Source organism: bacterium SCSIO 12844 (assembly GCA_024397935.1).
In the GTDB taxonomy this organism is placed as follows: Bacteria; Pseudomonadota; Gammaproteobacteria; order Francisellales; family Francisellaceae; genus M0027.
Genome location: CP073743.1, coordinates 2,894,289 through 2,912,994, shown reverse-complemented (window position 1 = coordinate 2,912,994; position 18,706 = coordinate 2,894,289). Strand labels below are relative to the sequence as shown.

Below are 18,706 nucleotides of genomic sequence, written 5' to 3'. Positions count from 1 at the left end.
AATAGTTTTTTAGGTATAAAATTAAATCATTAAGAGTATAAAAAATGACTAAAGTAGTCTCACTAGTAGGAAGGCCTAATGTAGGTAAATCCACGTTGTTTAATGCATTAACTAAAACAAAGGATGCATTGGTTTATGATATGCCGGGTGTGACAAGAGATCGGCAATATGGTCAGGCAAATTTTCAAGGGCATGACTATATTGTTATTGATACAGGTGGGCTAGCAGGTGAAGAAGATGGGATTGATACACCAATGGCTGAACAAGCTTTATTAGCCATTGAGGAATCAGATATTGTTTATTTTCTAGTTGATGGTAGATCTGGTCTAACAGCAGGTGATCAAGCCATTGCTCAGATGCTTAGGACTAAAAATAAAGATGTTCATTTAGTTGTCAATAAAACAGATGGTATTGATATTGAGTCATCGTTAACAGACTTTTATACCCTAGGCTTTGATATTAAAACAATTGCAGCAAGTCATAGACGCGGTATTACACAGTTGATAGAAGATACCTTAGCATCATATTTTCCAAGTGAACCAGTTGATCATCAAAGTCAGCTAAATGAAAAAACTAAAGGCATTCGTTTTGCCTTAATTGGTCGACCTAATGTAGGTAAATCAACGTTAACCAATCGTATTTTAGGTGAGGATCGCGTGGTTGTTTATGATATGCCCGGGACAACGCGTGATAGTATTTATATTCCATTTTCTCGTTATGAAAAAGATTTTACTGTTATCGATACAGCTGGTTTAAGACGTAAGGGTAAAGTTAAACAAACGCTAGAAAAATTTTCAGTGGTTAAAACGCTTGAAGCGATTAAAGATGCACATGTTGCAGTTATTGTTGCTGATGCCCAAGAAGGTTTAACTGATCAAGACTTACATATGATTGGTTTTGCCATTCACTTAGGACGTGCAATTGTTATTGCGATTAATAAGTGGGATGGTTTAAGTGATCGTCAGCGCCTAAAGGTAAGAGAAGCAATTAAAAGACGTTTAGATTTTGTCAGTGATTATGCAGATATTCATTTTATATCAGCATTACATGGTAGTAATGTAGGTCATTTATTTGAGTCGATTGATAAAGCATATACCAGTGCTTATAAAGAAATACCAACAACACAATTAACTGAAATATTAAAATTAGCTACTAGTGAGCATCAGCCACCTTTAGTTGGGCGTTATCGAATTAAGCCAAAATATGCCCATATGGGTGGACATAATCCACCGAGAATTGTCATTCACGGCAATTTAGTTGATAAATTATCGGCAAGCTATCAACGATATTTAATTAATTATTTTAGAGATGCTTTTCAATTACGAGGCACGCCAATTATGTTGGAGTTAAAACCAACAGAAAATCCATTTAAAGATCAGCCAAATAAAAGTGTTGTTAAAAAATTAGAAAAGCATGGGCGAAAGGTGAGAAAAAAAAGAAGTCATTGAAAATAGATTGATTGAATTGTAATAAGAGTCAATAAGTCATCATCGCCTATCTTTAGTAAGGGATTGTTTTTAGCTATTAATCTTTGTAATAATATTTAGTTTTTATAAAAATTAAAAATCATTGATAATGGTAGTACACATATAGTTGGGGAGGGGAAAAGTTTGGAAACTGTAAACGATGTTGAATTATATTTAGATGAAATCACAGATGAGGAGCTATCTGATGCAGTTAATCGTTCTCAAGGTGAAGATGAAATTAACTATGCTTTAAATCGTTTATTAGCATATGCTAAGTCACATCGTAGCTTTGAAAGAGTAGATTCGATTCAGACTTTACTAACTCAGATCAATAATCGTCAAGATAAAACATTAGATGAATATAATCAAATAGTAACAAACGCGATTGATATTGGTTTAAGTTTGTATGATAGTAATCAGTCAAGTAATAAAGAGCAGATATTCCATAGCATTTTTAGCCATTTTAAAAATGCACAGTTTTATCTCGGCTTGACAGATAAAATGCAGCAACCAGATAAATTATTTTTAGAGCAGGAAATAGAATCTTATCAAAGTAACTCAGTTATATTTGAAAATTAATTTATTGTAATTTTATTCATCAATATTAAATTTAACTATCTGTTTTTAAAAATATTTTTTTGAAATATTTTTTTAGTTTATTTTTATTTTAATTGATTATACTATATATTTTCGGGGTAGTCGTAAAGACGACATTAATTTTTAAAGGGGGGATTTATGCCAAATAATTTACCTAAAGCACAAGTTAAAACTAAAATTAACTGGGAATCTGATGAAAGAAAACAACAAGAATGGCAAGCGGCTATAGATTATTTTGATCATAATCCAGATGCGCTTAAGAAAAAGCATCAAAGAGGTCCTAATAATAAACAAAGTCATCAGTCACATTCCTTTATTCAGGTTGATATAGGTGCTTGTGATAAAAAAATCTTAGCAATAAATACTAAACAGTTAGGCTTAGGTGCTTGTGGAAAAGCAACTTTAGCCGAAGATCAAGAAGGTCGCCTCTATGCAATCAAAGTAGCGGATTTATCTCAACAAACTTTAGCTGGTAGGCTGGTTAGTGAAAATGAAGTTCAAGTTGCACAAGATCAACAGGTTGCTATTGGTGCTATTGATAAAAGAATCAGTGATAAGGGCCATGAAAAACAATATATTGTATATCATTATTTAGGTGAATCATTGCCAAGTTATTTAATAAGAAATCAGGGACAATTATCGATTAGTCAGCAGTTTGATTTAGCGATCCAATTATTTCAATTACTTGATGATATGCATAGTGGCCGATCATCTAAAAGAAATCAACCAATGGTACATTTAGATATTAAATCTGATAATTTAGTCATTGATAAAAATGGCAAGCTTCATTTAATTGATTTTGGTTTTAGCAAAAAATTAGACAATCAAAAAATTATTAAAAAAATGGCTCCATTATATGTACCATCTCGAAGTAAGCTTGAAACCAAGGAAGGATTGGATCTATTTGCTGCTATTAGAGTATTAGGGTTTCTAAGTGATTTTTGTATCATTCATAATAATAGATCTTATGCTCGTGATGACTTAATAAATGAAGGTATTAGGTGGATTTTTAATAATCAATTAATTGATCATAATAAACATCTTGCTAAATTAATTGATTATGCAATGGGTTCTCAATTAACGCTGCCAGAGGACTTTTCAGCTAAACACATTTTGACTATTTTAAAGGTAATTGCTGGAGTTTCATTAGCAAATGAAGTAACAGGCGATGCAAATAAAAAGAAATATATTTTGCATGATGTTAATATATTAGATACAAAAGCATATTTTTTACAATCAGTTAGAATTTTAACCCATCATACTAATTGGTTTCAAAATCGTTTTGTAAGTGATCCACAGCAAACAAAAGCTTATCAAGTAGCAAAAGATTATTTTGATTCTGCAAAAGAGTTATTAGATATTACTCAAGAAGAATGGGATGCAGTTTTAACTGGTAATCAAGAAAAAATGAAAAATCAAGGACTAACAACAAAGACCTATGATAATTTTTTATTTAAGAGTTATGATGCTAACAAGTTTGTTTCTAACAGTAGCCAACAAAATCAGTTTCAAATAGATTATGATTGCTCTAGTTCAAATGAATCATATATAGAGTTTTAGAGTTAAAAAAAACTGAACAATCACTTCAATAATTCATAATTGTTTTTGGCTAATAATTTCATTATAATCACACAAAAATTACAACAATAACATAAAATACTTTAGGGGGATTAATATAATGAAAAAGAAAACCTTAATTGCAACTTCAGTTCTATCATTGGCTGCTGCTAGTTCAAGCTATGCAGATCATTGTGATATGACAAAAGTCAATACAGCCTTTCAACTAATGGCAGAGCGTACTGAATTGATTAAAGGGGTTGCCGCTAATAAATATGTTACTGATGGTAATGTATATGCCGCAGCTCAAGAAGTAAAAGTATTAAATGGTGCTAAAGATTATGCGCTAGCCCATGGCTTAAATGCTGGTAGCTTTATGCTATTTAATCAAATGCAAATTGATGTTTCAAAACAAATTGAAAGCTATTGGATTAGCTATTGGCGAAATCATCCAAAAGATGCACCAACAAAAGCAACCATTAAATCATTAACCACTTTAAGAAGTGAATTGGTTAAGTTAGATGGAGTACTTTTCCCTGCATTACAAGCAGCAATTGAAAGCTTTAAGCATTGTTCAAATCAGCAATTACAAGCAGCATTTGATCAACAGTTTTCAGTAGTAAAAGGCATACCCAATAAACCATCTTATGGTGATATGCTTTTACAATCTGTTAAGGGCATAAAATTAGCTCATTAAGTTTTAGACTAGAAAATTGACATTTATTACTTTGGCTGTAGGATACGAAGTTAATTATAATTAAACCAACATTACAACTAATGATAAACGTATCCAAGCTGCCAAGGCAATATCTACAAAGCTATGGCATATTAACATTATCAGAATTTATCTCTGGTATGTTAGTCCCCTTAGCAACCTTGATTTTTTTTTCGCAGGTGACACCTTTTTTTTCACATGAGGTAACTGAATCAGATAAGCTGTGGTTATATGGTGTTTTTGCAAGTTTAACGCAATTTGCGGCCATGTTTTCTAATCCAATTATTGGTAGTATTTCAGATCAAATTGGCAGAAAACGTAGTTTATTGATTTGTGTTGCAGGCATTGGTGTATTAGCACTTTTAGCAATAATTGCGATTTTTCTTAAAAATTTTTGGATTTTATTGATTGGCTTTATTATATACAATTTAGTTAGTGCAACTAAAGTTGTCTGTATGGCTTCTATTAATGATATTTCTGAAAAAACCAATAAAGTACTCTATGTTAGTTTAATTCAATTTTTTATTGGTATTGGCTTTATGTTTGGGCCGTTATTAAGTAGTCATATTGCTGAAGCTAGTTTTTTAGATGCCTATTTTTTATGGCCATTTCTTGTGATTGGTTTAGGTGGTGTAATATTAGGGCTTTTTATTGGATTTTATTTTAAAGATACGTATATGCCAACAAATAAGGCATATGCCAATCAAATGTTATTATGGTATAACAATATTAAAGAGATATTAAAAAATTCCACATTGCGTTGGTTGGTGATGCTTTTGATTTTAGATCAGGCAGCATGGGGAGGCTATTACTTATTTGCCCCTGTTATTGGTAGGACGCATTTTAATTTATCGGCTAGTGGAATTGGCTTATTTGTAAGTTTAGTTGGCGTTTGTTTAATTATTATCAGTGGTTTAGTTATTCCAGTTTTATACCGACTATTTTCTCAAAAAATAATGCTTTATATTGCATGTATAATGATGTTAATAGGCGTTGTTACCAGCTGGGTTATTTTATGGTTTGAGCCGGGGGTGATCACTGAAAGTTTGTATTGGTTATCACTATTTCCAACGCTTTTAGGCGATGTGATGATTTTTTCATTGGTCAGTGCTTTGATGTCAAATGCGGCTAATAAAAATATCCAAGGTAATGTGGCAGGATTTATTTATGTTGTTGCAACATTATCTTGGTCATTAGTTGGGTTATTAAATGGTTATTTAGCACATTTGAAACTAGCTAATGCAGTTTTATTCCCTGCAGTTGCTGTTATTGCTATGAGTTTATATGTAATTATTTGTCGAAATAAACTATTTAATGAGTCAATCTGCTAATAAGTGTGTTTGCTGAACTGAGGTATTTTCTTGGGCTTGTGCACAATGCCACTGATAGGCAAGATAAGGATTCCACATAGCGCCTGTCGCACTCATTGCAAGGTCAGCGCCGGCATCTAAAAATTGATTAAATTGCTCTTGTGCCATTACGCCGCCTGAGCCACAAATAATAAAATCATAACGGTTGGCGCGTTTTTCATGGGCTATTTTTTGTACCATGTTGACGGCTAGATTATGAATGACATTGCCACAAATGCCGCTTGTCAGTCGACCTTCTCCAGGCAGTGCTTGTTGACCGTTTTCATCTCGAACAATCATTGGAATAGTATTAATTGCAGCAACACCATCAATAAAAGGTGCATTCGCTTTTAGAATATTTGCTAAATGTTGTTGTTCTTTAAAATAACCAATTTTAATCATAAGTGGTGTTGAGCCAATGGTTTGTTTGACAGCTTGAGTAATCTCAGAAGACAGTTGTGCATCTTGATAAATGCTTCCTTCTTTAGAGACAACATTAGGGCAGGATAGATTAAGTTCAATGGCTTTGGCGCCTGCTTCTATTGCTAGTTGAGCACACAGTGCATAATCTTCTATAATATTTCTTTCTTTAAGGCCAGGTGTGCCAGCACAGCTAACAATAAGTAGTTGATTTCTATCAATTGAATAATTGGCTAATTCAATATCAGCTTGCCAAATTTCAACCGGTTTACTTGGTATACCAAAAGAATTAGTAATCGATATATCTTCTATATTCTCTGGCATATCTCTAGTTGTAATGGCGTCAGCTAAAATATCAGTTTCTTTTAGCCTATCTTGTTGCTTAAGATAATAACAGTTAGGTTTAGGGTGGGATTGGCGTTCAATTGTGCGTACAGTTTTATAAACAGGCAAATCAAAACCTAATCTTGCATATAAAGCGATGAAGTTTGCATTAAGCAATGGTCCTGCTGGGATACCAATAGGGGAATTGATTTCATAATCCCATAGTTTTATTGGTTTTATATCAGGACGTTTTGGAATCTCGCCTTCAAATATAGGGCCGTTTTCATAATTCCATTGATAGCTTTGATTTATGTGATAAGTAGCGTTCATTGCTTTTTTAAGACTCCAAAAATTGGATTTATAAAATTTTAGCATAGATATAGGTTAACTTTAAGTGATTTCTTAAACGAAGATAGCTTTATATATTTAATTAAAATGCTAAAATTAGTGTGGTTTGAGTAATTTGTTTTTAATTAAGGAATAATAATGAAAATAAAACTATCATGGGGTAAGCGAATTAGCGCACTTATTTTTGGAAAGGTAGATGTTAATACGCAAGAATTAACTGATAAAGATGCCTTGAAAGTATCTTTAAATAAAGAGGCAGATGTTAATCAATCCACTATTAAAAGTGAGTCAATGTTATTAAAAGAGCATGATCAAACAGCTGCTTTGCAGCTACTGCATCTGTTACAAAAGCATGGGCGTTTGGTTGATTTTCTACATGAAGAAATTCTTAATTATACTGATGAAGAAGTGGGCGCTGCTGCAAGAATTGTTCATCAAGGATGCAATAAAGTACTATCTGAGCATGTTCAATTAACAGCGATTAGAGAAGAAAATGAAGACTCAAGTATTACCGTTTATAAAGGGTTTGATACACAGAAAATACATATTATTGGTGATATTCAGGGTGAGCCACCTTATCAAGGTGTATTAGTTCATAAAGGCTGGCAGGTTAGTGGCATAAACTTACCGAAGGTAACAGATAAGGCTAAACTTTCGATCGTTAATCCAGCGGAGGTTGAGCTATGAGTGATGCAAAGTATATCATTGGTATCGACTTAGGTACGACACACTGCGCAGTGACTTATAGTGAAATTAACCAAGATGGTGACAAGCCTCAAAAAGTTGTTTCTTTTCCTTTATTGCAAGTAACTGAGCCAGGGACAATTGATAAGCATAAATTATTGCCATCATTTATTTATATGCCTAATGCGGCAACGATTCGACCAGAAGAAATTGCTCTGCCATGGGATCAAGAAAGTCATGTGGTTGTTGGTACATATGCTAAAGAGCATGCTTCTAAAACGCCAAACCGTGTTGTATCGAGTGCTAAAAGTTGGCTCTGTCAGGAACATATTGATAAAAGAAGTGGGATTCTGCCTGTCAATGCAGCTGAAGATATTGAAAAGTTTTCACCTTTACAAGCAGTTATTTACTATCTTGAACATATAAGAAATGCTTGGGATTGGGCATTTTCCGATGCACCATTATTTCAACAAAAAATAACCTTAACAATTCCAGCCTCATTTGATCCTGCAGCAAGAGAGCTTGTTGCGGAAGCTGCAAGATTAAGTGATTTAAATAATTTAACTCTATTAGAAGAGCCACAAGCTGCCTTTTATAGTTGGTTAGATCAAGTAGGTGATCATTGGCGAAATGAGGTACAAATTGGTGATGTGATCTTAGTTGTTGATGTTGGTGGTGGTACTAGTGATTTTACATTAATTTCAGTTCAAGAGCATGAAGGTGATTTAAGCTTAAAGCGCATTGCTGTAGGTGAGCATATTCTTGTTGGTGGCGATAATATGGATTGGTTATTAGCTTATATGGTCAATGAAAAGTTTTCTAAAAACGGTAAAAAATTAGAGCCATGGCAAGTTCAATCATTAACTTATAGCGCTCGTAGTGCCAAAGAAAGCTTATTATCTGATGCTTCTTTAGAGCAAGCAACCGTTGTGATACCAGGTAGGTCATCTAAGTTAATTGGTCGAGCAGTTAAAGAAAAAATTACTCAAAGTGATGTTGCTAAAACAATTTTAGATGGCTTTTTCCCTAATGTGGAGATAGATGATAAGCCGGTTAATAGGCTTAGAAGTGGTGTTAGTCGTATGAGTCTTAATTATGCACAAGATGCTGCTATTACGCGCCATTTGGCTGACTTTTTAACTAAACAAAAAAAAGCGCTTGAAGGTCATGAACAAAAAGATTTTATTAAGCCAAATAAAGTATTATTTAATGGTGGCGTATTTAAATCATCAGTTTTACGCCAACGTCTTTTAAGTGTTTTAAATCGTTGGTTAATGCAAGCTAACTGTGATCCAGCAGTTGAGCTATCCGGTGCAGATTATGATTTAAGTGTTGCCAAAGGTGCTTCTGTATTTGGTCAAGTTCAAGCAGGTAAGGTAATTCGAATACGTGGTGGAAGTGCACAGTCTTATTATATTGGCTTGGAATCTTCGATGCCTGCAATTCCAGGCTTTGAGCCGCCAATTGAAGCTTTGTGTGTGGCGCCATTTGGTATGGAGTCTGGCGCAAATGTGACTGTATCTGACCAAAGCTTTGGACTTGTTGTTGGTGAGCCAGTGAATTTTAGGTTTTTTGGCTCAAATGTTCGCCGAGAAGATAAAGAAGGAGAAATTTTAGCAGATGTTGCAAATGAAGAGCTAGAAGAGTTGCATCAACTTGAAATTAATCTAAAATCAGAGAAATATCAAAAAGGTGATGTGGTGCCAGTTTATCTATCAGCATCACAAACAGAAGTCGGTACCCTTATTTTAAATGCCAACGCACAAAATTCAGATGATAGCTGGAAGATTGAATTTAATATGCGTCATGACTGTGTTGAACATACCTAAACTATAATTTTTCGTCAGATAATATTCAAAATTAATTTTTGCCTAATGGAATTAATGCAATAAAAACCAACTGAAAAAACTAACACAAAAGAAAACTAATCCAATAATGATGCCATTAAGCATATGGCTAATATTTTGGTATTTTGCATTTTGATGTGATTTGTTATAATTTAATAATATAAAAGTGATAGCTGCGAGTACTAATCCGATTAATACACTTGCGATAATAACCATAGATGTTTACTTTATGATAAATTAAATTGGTTACTAGAGTAACATTTTAAAGCGGTCGGAGCAATCAACATCCGTGTTGATTTAAGTTCATTTTCCTTTAAGAACTCTGCTCCTTCCTAGGGGGTTGCCTGTTAAACTAGGTACATTATGCATCGGTTAATAAAACTTAAATATAGCGTATGTCTTTTTGAGTATTAAGATATTCCCTATTTAGATAATGGACAATTTCGCACAAGAGATGAATTTTTTGATTAAATTATGATCTTTAATGCCTTTTTCTTTTTCTACACCACTAGAAACATCTACAGAATCTGGGGAAACAGCCGTAATGGCTTTATTAATATTTTGACAATTTAAACCACCCGCTAGAATAATAGGCTTTATCCTGTGAGCAGGTATTAATGACCAGTCAAAAGACTCTCCTGTGCCACCAAAATTATCTTTTTTATAGTGATCGACTAATATGCCTTGTGCATTAGGATAATTAGTCGATGCGTTTTCAATATCAGATGCGTCTTTTACTCTGACTGCTTTAATAAAAGGGCGTTTAAATAGTTGTGCAAAATAATCAGATTCATCACCATGAAATTGTAATAGATTGACAGGTACTTGATTTAAAATGCTATCAATCTCATCTTTAGTATGATTAACAAATAATCCAACAGTTTGAATAAAAGGGGGTAGTTGTTGAATAATTAATTTGGCTTTTTCAGCTGTTAGATAGCGTGGGCTTTTATTATAAAAGACAAATCCTAATGCATCTGCACCGCAATGATAAGCACAAAGGGCATCTTCTATATTTGTAATACCACAAATTTTAACTCGAATCATTTTTAGCCTAAAAGTTGTTAGTATAGATCTTTATGCTATAGTTTGCCATAAATCCGTCAATTTATGTTAATTATTTAACATTATATATCAATAATTGATGTAGTTAGATTTGTTTTTCTTTTTTAATATAGGCTTAGCACTTTGGGAATACATCAATCAATTTGTTTAATAGTGACTATAAATATAAGGGTTGTGGTTATGAATTATATCGACAGAATTAGTGATGCAATTTTATCTTATTATGAAAATATGGGGCCGATGAGAAAACTGAAAGGCCCATCAAAAGTAGTGAAAAATTTACATGATATGATAGAGCAAGTTAAACTTTACCAAGGAGAATCACTTAATGATCCAGATGTTAAAGAGAGGGTTTTAAAGTCAGCTTTGAGTTATTTTTTCCAAAATTTGCCAGATAAAAATAGTTTATCTTATAAAGTTTTTGAAGCTGTAGTAGATGAAGTTAGTTTAAATAAAGAACACGCAAATGCAATTAAACAATGCTTCGATTTGTGCAGTAATTATCATGAGATGGGATATTATCCGGATAGACAGATACAACGAATAATAGAAAATATATTATCAGATAGCTACGAGCAATTTAATCAATTATTAAGTCAAACAGTTTATAGTAATCAATTTCCATGGTTATTAAATTTAAGGGAAATTTTAGACTTATACCAACAAGAAGATTATCAAGAAAGAATTAAACTTTTAAGTAATATTCAATCATTTGATATTAGTTTAGGTGGTGATGCTGTAAGATTTATTTTAAACAAGCCAATAGATCGGGCTAAAATATTTTATGAAACAGTCTGTGAGTCAAATAATTGCTATACTGTGCATAGTGGGCCTACTCAAGAAGATATAGATGAAGTATATGAGCGTATATGGAATCCACCTCTAGCCCCTTCAGCTCCCTATGATTGTGAGTTATCTGATTATGAAATAGAGGGCATAGATGATCAAATTGTCCCATCAGCTCCAAGTGAGGATGGTTTATTTGCTAATGAAGAAGCAATGAGGCAACCTGAGCCAATATTTCATATGGAACTAGAAAATGATGATGTTAGCAGAAAAAATGAAAACTCTTATTAATATATAATTTTAGCTACTATAAGGTATGGATGAATGGTGTAGTACGATCTTAAGTTGACCTTTGGGGTTTTTTACATAAGCAAAGGTATACTCAACACTGGTTACTTTACCTTTGGTATCAGTAAAGTCATAGGTGCCCATGGCAATAGCCATATCACCATGGAAGTACATTTCATCATTATGAAAAACAACTTTAGTCCATGGCTGTATGGCAAAGCCTTTATCTTCGCTATAGTTTACATTGTCACCAACAAAGTAGGATAGTGCAGATTCTTTTGTTTTTCTAAATGGTGTTTCAGAAGCTTTGGTCGGTTTAAATAAAACAATACCATTTTCATAATTATAAGCATATAATTGTTGAATTAAGTTTTTTGCAACTTGTTGATAGTCTTTATGATCAAGATAGGCATTTCCAATAGTAACAATGCCTTTTGCCCAAGCATTTTGTGCTTGAATGACTTCAGATATAGTGATTGAATGATCACTACTTATTTGGTTGGAAAGTGGCTTTTTGTTGTTAAGTTGTGTTGCATAAGTATTTGTGGTACATATTGTTAGAGATAATATTAGCATACATGAAATACCAAATATTAATGTCAATGATTTGTTAATATTAAAGTATTTTATTTTAGTCATCATTTTCTCCTATTTAATATCTGATTATATAATAAAAAAGTTTAAACAATAATTTGCTAACTATAAATTAAATGTAGGTCACATTATAAGATTATGCCAGTGAATGTTTTTTTAGTGAGTTTTCAAGTAATGTATGGCTAGATGAATCATGATCTGAAAAATGCTGTGGTGGTGTTGTGCAATTAATTTTAGACTCAGTAGTATCAAAATTATCCATATCATTTATACTAGATTTTTCAACAGGCTTATCTACGCTTTGCTTAAATAAGTTTGGGTTAAGAGTAGTTTGATAATCATTATTGTCTAAGTGTTGGGTTGATAAATGCTCAGGTGCTATTTCGGCCTGCTTAGAATCAATACGGTTTACAGTTGATTTAATTAACTCAAAAATTCTTTGCTTTTCGCTTTCAATATAATAGGGTTTGTCATAATTGCAGGTATATTGGTCATGTAATTGAACAAATGGTTTAAGTATTTGTTCTATAGCATTGAGTTTGTTAAAACTATTTATTAATAAACATATTGTTGTATGTTGCTTATTTAGAAAGTTATTGAAGTTATCTGTATGCTGAATTAGTACACTCCTTATACTGGGGTTTATTACAGTTAGTTCATCTTTAATAATTGATGTTAGTTGATTTATGCATAGCTGTAGTTTTAAGTATAGTTCTAGATATTTAGACAGTTGATTAGAATACTCTATTAGCATATTAGTTAATTTGTATTGGCCAGAATTATCTTTTAGTTTATCTAGGATCGATAAAATATCGTTTTCAAAACTTGCAAAGGATTGTGAAAAATCTTTGAATTTATCAATATAAAAACGAATAAAATTTTTTTCATGCTGTGAAGGAGTAGACTGATTTAATATATCATGTAATTGAGAAGTATAACTATTAAGGTTTTGATTAGAAATCGTATTAATTTCAGTAATATCATTATATTTAATCAATAATTTATGCAAGTTTTCAAAAATTAATAATATTCGATGTATTCGTGTAGTTGGATAGGCTAATATCGTATCAATTGTATTTTTATGAATGGAGTTTAATTGTTGAATATAGTCATTATTGGCAATAAAGCACAATATATCCTGATGAAAGGTAAAGTAAATTTGTGATAATGCAAATTGTTGATAAAGTGGATTATCTGATATGTTTTCTATTTTAGTAAATATGCTTTTATAGATAGTATCAATAATACTAGCAATGCTTGCTAGCGCTTTAATAGGGGCGCTTTTATCAATGGCTATGATTAGCTGTTCAAATGAATCATTGCTATAAGCTTTATATAACTCAATTAAAAATTCAACCAATGAGGTATCTTCACTGTTGAAGATAAAGCCACTACTTTCATAGAGGATGCTAGTTTTATTTGTTTTTAAATAGCTGTGCATCATATCAGCATGTAATGTGAATTTATTTTTAGGTAATTTTTCTGGCGTTGCTTGTAGCAGTATTGGAACATATGTTTTAGGTATCGTGTTAGGCAGTTTTTTAGTTTCTATGCCTGGTAGTTTTAAATGATTTGCTAATGAAGGCGATGCAAGCTCATAAAGTTGAGTTGAAATTTCGTTAAGTAATGCAAATTGCTTGACTCTTTTATCCTGTGGCATAGTGACCCCTCCCTGGTTTTATTTTGATCATTTAATTTTAGTAGTTGAAAAGATCAACTGTCTAATGCTGTTTTATTACAGTTTTTATCAAACATTTACGATAAACTAATAAAGGTATACTAATAAGGCTTAGTCATAGTATTTGTAATGAAAAATCATTTATATAGATTATGTTTAATATTGTTAATAAACATATTTCTCTGTAGCCAAGCTGTTACAGAATACGCATTAATTTCTACTCCTAAAGAAAGAGCATTAGGTAATGAAATTTTACGCCAGATTAGTTATAGAACACCGATTTATACTGATTTATTATGGAATGATTATTTAGAAAAATTAGGTAATTATCTAGTCAGCCACTCATCAAAGCCAACGACAGAAATTGATTTTTATATTGCTAAATCAGATCAGGTGAATGCCTTTGCCTTACCTGGCAATATTATCATTCTCAATAGTGCTTTGATTCTAAATACAGATAATGAAGCACAATTAGCTGCAGTTCTTTCGCATGAGATTGCTCATGTGATACAGAAACATTTCAATCGAATGTATGAGCAATATACACAGCAACTAGTTATTAATGCAGCAGCAATCATTGCATCAATTCTTGTTGGTGGTGCTATTTCACCAGAAGTTGCCCAGGCAGGTGTTTTAAGCTCAATTGCCGCAACCTCTGAACAATTAATTAGCTATACGCGAGCACATGAATATGAAGCCGATCGAATTGGTGGTCAAATTTTGGTTAGCTCAGGCTACCCAAAATCAGCAATGTCTGAATTTTTAGCGCATTTACCAAGAGTAAATTATCATAAAGCGATAGAGCCACTATTAACGCACCCAGTCGTAGAAAAACGTCAGGCAGAAACTATCAGTGTAAAAAAGCAAACTAAAGCTAGAGACTATATTATTACTTCCTATCAGAATTACCGTTTACTTAAAATTAAACTAGCTGTCTCAATGAAGCGCTTGCCACACAATCATGATCAAAAAATTAAAAAAGATCAAAACTTAACGGTAAGAGAAAAAGATTATAAATTAGGATTAACGGCTTTATTAAATAAGCAAACTAATCATGCTGTAGAATATTTAGATGGTGCATGGCAAAAAAGTAATGATAATTTAATTATTGGTTTATCTTATATAGAGGCTTTAATTTTATCTAAAAATTATAATAAAGCTGAAGCTATATTAACGGTATTAAAAAATCAATATCCATTATCACAAGCTTTAAAGTTTCAGTATGCTGATTATTTGATTGCTTCAAAAAAGTTTGATCAAGCCCGTTGGTATTTATATGATTTAATTGCTCAATACCCTAATCAATATCGCAGTTACCAAAAGCTTGCATTAGTCTATGATCAGTTAGGAGAAGTAGGCTTGATGCATTTTTATTTATCTGAAGCTTATTATTATCAAGGGAAAATTGCCTATGCACTCTCACAGTTAAAATTAGCAAAATCACATCTGCCAGTACAGTCGCGGTATTACAAGGAAGTAGAAGTAAAAGAAGAAAAGTTAAAAAATTTATTATTAGATTGATTTTTAAGCAATAGATTAAGGCGTAAGGTTTGCATTCATTCATTGATCTCGTTAGACTACTCTAGCATTGGATATGGTATCATTGAAGAGAAGAAAAATCACTTTTAAGTGCATTTTGAAAAAGGAGTAGTAAATATGGTGACTATTTTATCAGTAGAGGCATTAGCTAAATTAATACATCGTCATGGCTTAAAAGCATTTTTTATGGATTTAATGCAAGCGCTAAGAGAAGATTTTGCGCGTTGGCAAGCATTTGATAAAATGCCAAGACCTGCTTTTCATGTTCCAGGCGGTGTGATTGAATTAATGCCTGTTGCAGATGATGCACTATTTACATTTAAATATGTCAATGGACATCCAAATAATCCATTATCAAATAAACAAACCGTCGTTGCGACAGGGCAATTATCTCGTATTGAAGATGGTTATCCCTTATTAATTAGTGAAATGACAACACTAACAGCCTTAAGAACAGCTGCAACAGCTGCAATTGCTTCAGATTTATTAGCAAGAGAAAATGCATCAGTTTTAACACTGATTGGTACTGGTGCACAAAGTGATTTCCAGGTATTAGCGCATCTTTTAGTGCGTGATATTAAAGAGGTTCGTTATTTTGATACAGATCCAAAAGCAATGGATCGATTTGAACGTAATATGAAAAGCTATGATATTCAATTAACGCGATGTGATAGTCACAAACAAGCTGTAGAAGGTGCAGATATCATAACCGTCTGTACAGCATGTAAAAAACATGTTGATGTCATCAAAGATGAATGGGTTAAACCTGGTGTACATATTAATGGCTTAGGCGGTGACTGCCCTGGAAAAACTGAGCTTGAACTAAGTATTCTTCATCGTAGTAAAACGGTGGTTGAGTATTTTGATCAATCATTTATTGAAGGTGAAATTCAACGATTTACTCATAAAGAAGCAGAAACAAAAGTGTATGCTGAGTTATGGGAATTAATTACCAATCAAAAGCCAGCAAGGACATCAGAAGATGAGATTACTTTATTTGATTCTGTTGGGATTGCTTTGGAAGATTTTTCAGCTTTACGTCTAACTTATCAGTTATCACAACAATATCAAATTGGCGAAGTTGTTAATATGATTCCACCATTAGAAGACCCAAAAGACTTATTTTCAGTATTAAAAAATACAGAAAATTTATCTAATGTAGCTAGTCGCTCGTTATCAATTTAAGTAGTTTATCCATTTTTTTGTTCAAAATATTAGCAAAATGAATGATTTTCCGTTAAAATACTTCTGCTTTTAAGTGGTTGGTCTTTTTTTCCCGATGAGAGAAGATACAGCTTAAGTTAAACCAGACATCGGTTAATGAATTAGGAAATGTATATGAGTGAATCATTTAAGGCACTTTTTGAAGCGTCTTTGAAAGAAACAGAAATGCGTGTTGGTCATACAATGACAGGCACGATTGTAGCAATTGATAAAGATTTCGTATGGGTTGATGCAGGACTTAAGTCTGAATCAGTTGTACCAGTTGAACAGTTCAAAAATAGAGATAATGAAGTTGAAGTTCAAATTGGTGATGAAGTTGAAGTTGTATTAGATGCAATTGACAACACATGGGGTGCAACTAAGTTATCTCGTGAGAAAGCTAAGCGTCAACAAGTTTGGAGAGAGCTTGAAAAAGCTTGTGAAGATGAAGAGATTGTTCAAGGGCGTATTGTTAACCATGTTCGTGGTGGTTATACAGTTGAAGTACGTGGCTTAAAAGCATTCTTACCTGGTTCATTAATTGATGTTCGTCCACTTCGTGATATCAGTCATTTAGAAGATAGAGATATTGATATTAAAATCATTAAGCTAGACTCTAAGCGTAACAATATTGTCGTATCACGCCGTGCTGTTATTGAGTCTGAAACTAAAGAAGAAAGAGATGAGCTATTAGCACGTCTTCAAGAAGGTACAGTGACTAAGGGTATTGTCAAAAATATCACAGACTTTGGTGCCTTTATTGACCTTGGCGGCATTGATGGTTTATTACATATTACTGACATGTCATGGTCTCGTATTAAGCATCCAGGAGATATGTTGACAATTGGTGATGAAATTGATGTTAAAGTTATTAAGTTTGACCAAGAGAAAAATCGTATTTCTTTAGGTATTAAACAATTAGGTGAAGATCCTTGGCAGCAGGTTGTTGAGAGTTTGCCGGTGGGTAAAGTGATTACAGGTACAGTGACTAATATTGCTGATTATGGCTGCTTTATTAAATTAGGTGAAGGTATTGAAGGTCTAGTACATACTTCAGAGATGGACTGGACAAATAAAAATGCAAATCCACATAAACTAGTGACTATGGGTCAAGAAGTTGAAGTGATGGTATTAGAAGTTGATGCAGAGCGTCACCGTATTTCACTAGGCATGAAGCAGTGTCAAGAAAACCCTTGGAAAGCGTATGCTGATAAGTGTAATGCAGGGGATCGTGTTAAAGGTACTATTCGCTCAATTACTGATTTTGGTATCTTTGTTGGCCTTGATGGTGGTATTGATGGTTTGGTTCATATTTCTGATATTTCATGGAATAAATCAGGTGAAGAAGCAATCAAAACTTATCATAAAGGTGATGAGATTGAAGTTGTTTTATTATCTGTTGATGTTGAACGTGAGCGCATTGCATTAGGCATTAAGCAACTAGAATCTGATCCATTTGAAAGCTTCTCATCTCAACATGAAAAAGGCTCTATTGTTAAAGGTACTGTAACAACAGTCCAACAAAATGGCGCTTCAGTTGATTTAGGTGGTGAGATTGAAGGCTTTATCCGCGTTGCTGATTTATCTCGTGAGCATGTTGAAGATGCGCGTCATGTATTAAAAACAGGTGACGAAGTTGAAGCGAAAATTGTTGGTCTTGATCCTAAGCGTCGCAGTGTGACGCTATCGGTTAGAGCGTTATCTGATGACCAAGAGAAAAAAGCACGTGCAAACTATAAGCAGCAAGAACAAATGGCACCAACTACGATTGGTGATTTAATTAAAGAGAAATTAAAAGGTGAGTAATCACAACTAAATTAATTTTTCTTTACAACATATCTTTTAAAAAGCGACTCTTTTATGTTTAATTTAAAGAGGCGCTTTTTTTGTTTTTAAGGATTAATAAGATGATGAATGAAATTAGTTGGGATGATTTTTCAAAAGTTGCATTATGTGTTGGAAGCATTATTCAAGTAGATGATTTTCCTCAAGCTCGAAAACCAGCCTATAAGCTGACAATTGATTTTGGTGATGATATTGGAATTAAGAAATCCAGTGCTCAGATTACTAACCTTTATGCTAAAGATGATTTAATTGGCAAAAAAATAGTTGCTGTCGTTAACTTCTCTAAAAAGCAAATAGGCCCTTTTATGTCAGAATGTTTAGTGACAGGGTTTCATCGTCAAGATGGTGTGGTTCTAGCTGTACCTGACCAAGATGTGCCTAATGGTGTAAAACTTGCTTAA

General features: G+C 32.9%; 16 protein-coding genes. 12 read left to right on the top strand and 4 right to left on the bottom strand.

Annotation, left to right across the window (positions count from 1 at the left end; translation table 11 throughout):
• The first annotated feature begins 44 nt into the window (after window positions 1-44).
• The 5 genes from der to KFE69_12800 all read left to right on the top strand — a co-directional run bounded on the left by der (window position 45) and on the right by KFE69_12800 (window position 5,666).
• The gene (gene der, locus KFE69_12820; protein UTW42349.1) at window positions 45-1,448 is read left to right on the top strand and encodes a ribosome biogenesis GTPase Der; all 1,404 of its coding nucleotides are present in this window, start codon (window positions 45-47) and stop codon (window positions 1,446-1,448) included.
• 162 nt (window positions 1,449-1,610) lie between these two features.
• A complete protein-coding gene (locus KFE69_12815) occupies window positions 1,611-2,045 on the top strand; it encodes a hypothetical protein (protein UTW42348.1) in 435 nt (144 codons plus the stop codon).
• A 156-nt stretch (window positions 2,046-2,201) separates the two neighbouring features.
• Window positions 2,202-3,623, top strand: coding sequence for a protein kinase (locus KFE69_12810; protein ID UTW42347.1), 1,422 nt, complete (start codon window positions 2,202-2,204; stop codon window positions 3,621-3,623).
• Window positions 3,624-3,741: 118 nt separating this feature from the next.
• On the top strand, window positions 3,742-4,317 hold the full coding sequence (locus KFE69_12805) for a hypothetical protein (GenBank protein ID UTW42346.1): 576 nt from the start codon (window positions 3,742-3,744) through the stop codon (window positions 4,315-4,317).
• A gap of 80 nt (window positions 4,318-4,397) precedes the next feature.
• Window positions 4,398-5,666 carry an MFS transporter gene (locus tag KFE69_12800; GenBank protein ID UTW42345.1) on the top strand — a complete coding sequence of 423 codons (1,269 nt, stop codon included), beginning with the start codon at window positions 4,398-4,400 and terminating at the stop codon, window positions 5,664-5,666.
• Here KFE69_12800 and KFE69_12795 read toward each other — a convergent pair.
• Window positions 5,655-6,803 carry a dihydroorotate dehydrogenase gene (locus tag KFE69_12795; protein UTW42344.1) on the bottom strand — a complete coding sequence of 383 codons (1,149 nt, stop codon included), beginning with the start codon at window positions 6,801-6,803 and terminating at the stop codon, window positions 5,655-5,657. The genes KFE69_12800 and KFE69_12795 overlap by 12 nt on opposite strands.
• A gap of 111 nt (window positions 6,804-6,914) precedes the next feature.
• Here KFE69_12795 and KFE69_12790 point away from each other — a divergent pair, with 111 nt between their 5' ends.
• The gene (locus KFE69_12790; GenBank protein ID UTW42343.1) at window positions 6,915-7,463 is read left to right on the top strand and encodes a DUF2760 domain-containing protein; all 549 of its coding nucleotides are present in this window, start codon (window positions 6,915-6,917) and stop codon (window positions 7,461-7,463) included.
• The gene (locus tag KFE69_12785) at window positions 7,460-9,289 is read left to right on the top strand and encodes an Hsp70 family protein (GenBank protein UTW42342.1); all 1,830 of its coding nucleotides are present in this window, start codon (window positions 7,460-7,462) and stop codon (window positions 9,287-9,289) included. The genes KFE69_12790 and KFE69_12785 overlap by 4 nt, the downstream gene beginning before the upstream one ends.
• Window positions 9,290-9,733: 444 nt before the next feature.
• Here the strand turns inward: KFE69_12785 and KFE69_12780 are convergent, their stop codons facing one another.
• The gene (locus KFE69_12780; protein ID UTW42341.1) at window positions 9,734-10,354 is read right to left on the bottom strand and encodes a phosphoribosylanthranilate isomerase; all 621 of its coding nucleotides are present in this window, start codon (window positions 10,352-10,354) and stop codon (window positions 9,734-9,736) included.
• Between the two features lie 198 nt (window positions 10,355-10,552).
• Between KFE69_12780 and KFE69_12775 the strand changes: the two genes are divergently transcribed.
• Window positions 10,553-11,449, top strand: coding sequence for a hypothetical protein (locus KFE69_12775; GenBank protein UTW42340.1), 897 nt, complete (start codon window positions 10,553-10,555; stop codon window positions 11,447-11,449).
• A 9-nt stretch (window positions 11,450-11,458) separates the two neighbouring features.
• Here KFE69_12775 and KFE69_12770 read toward each other — a convergent pair whose 3' ends face one another.
• Window positions 11,459-12,085 carry a phosphoribosyl-AMP cyclohydrolase gene (locus KFE69_12770; protein ID UTW42339.1) on the bottom strand — a complete coding sequence of 209 codons (627 nt, stop codon included), beginning with the start codon at window positions 12,083-12,085 and terminating at the stop codon, window positions 11,459-11,461.
• A 91-nt stretch (window positions 12,086-12,176) separates the two neighbouring features.
• Window positions 12,177-13,700 (bottom strand): hypothetical protein, encoded by a 1,524-nt coding sequence (locus KFE69_12765; protein UTW42338.1) that lies wholly within the window; start codon window positions 13,698-13,700, stop codon window positions 12,177-12,179.
• A 180-nt stretch (window positions 13,701-13,880) separates the two neighbouring features.
• Here KFE69_12765 and KFE69_12760 point away from each other — a divergent pair, with 180 nt between their 5' ends.
• From KFE69_12760 to KFE69_12745, 4 genes are all read left to right on the top strand, one after another.
• Window positions 13,881-15,239 (top strand): M48 family metalloprotease, encoded by a 1,359-nt coding sequence (locus tag KFE69_12760; GenBank protein UTW42337.1) that lies wholly within the window; start codon window positions 13,881-13,883, stop codon window positions 15,237-15,239.
• Between the two features lie 138 nt (window positions 15,240-15,377).
• Window positions 15,378-16,442, top strand: a complete 1,065-nt coding sequence (locus tag KFE69_12755; GenBank protein UTW44083.1) for an ornithine cyclodeaminase — start codon at window positions 15,378-15,380, stop codon at window positions 16,440-16,442.
• Between the two features lie 153 nt (window positions 16,443-16,595).
• On the top strand, window positions 16,596-18,266 hold the full coding sequence (rpsA, locus tag KFE69_12750; protein ID UTW42336.1) for a 30S ribosomal protein S1: 1,671 nt from the start codon (window positions 16,596-16,598) through the stop codon (window positions 18,264-18,266).
• 104 nt (window positions 18,267-18,370) lie between these two features.
• Window positions 18,371-18,706: a tRNA-binding protein gene (locus KFE69_12745; GenBank protein UTW44082.1), complete on the top strand. Its 336-nt coding sequence runs from the start codon at window positions 18,371-18,373 to the stop codon at window positions 18,704-18,706.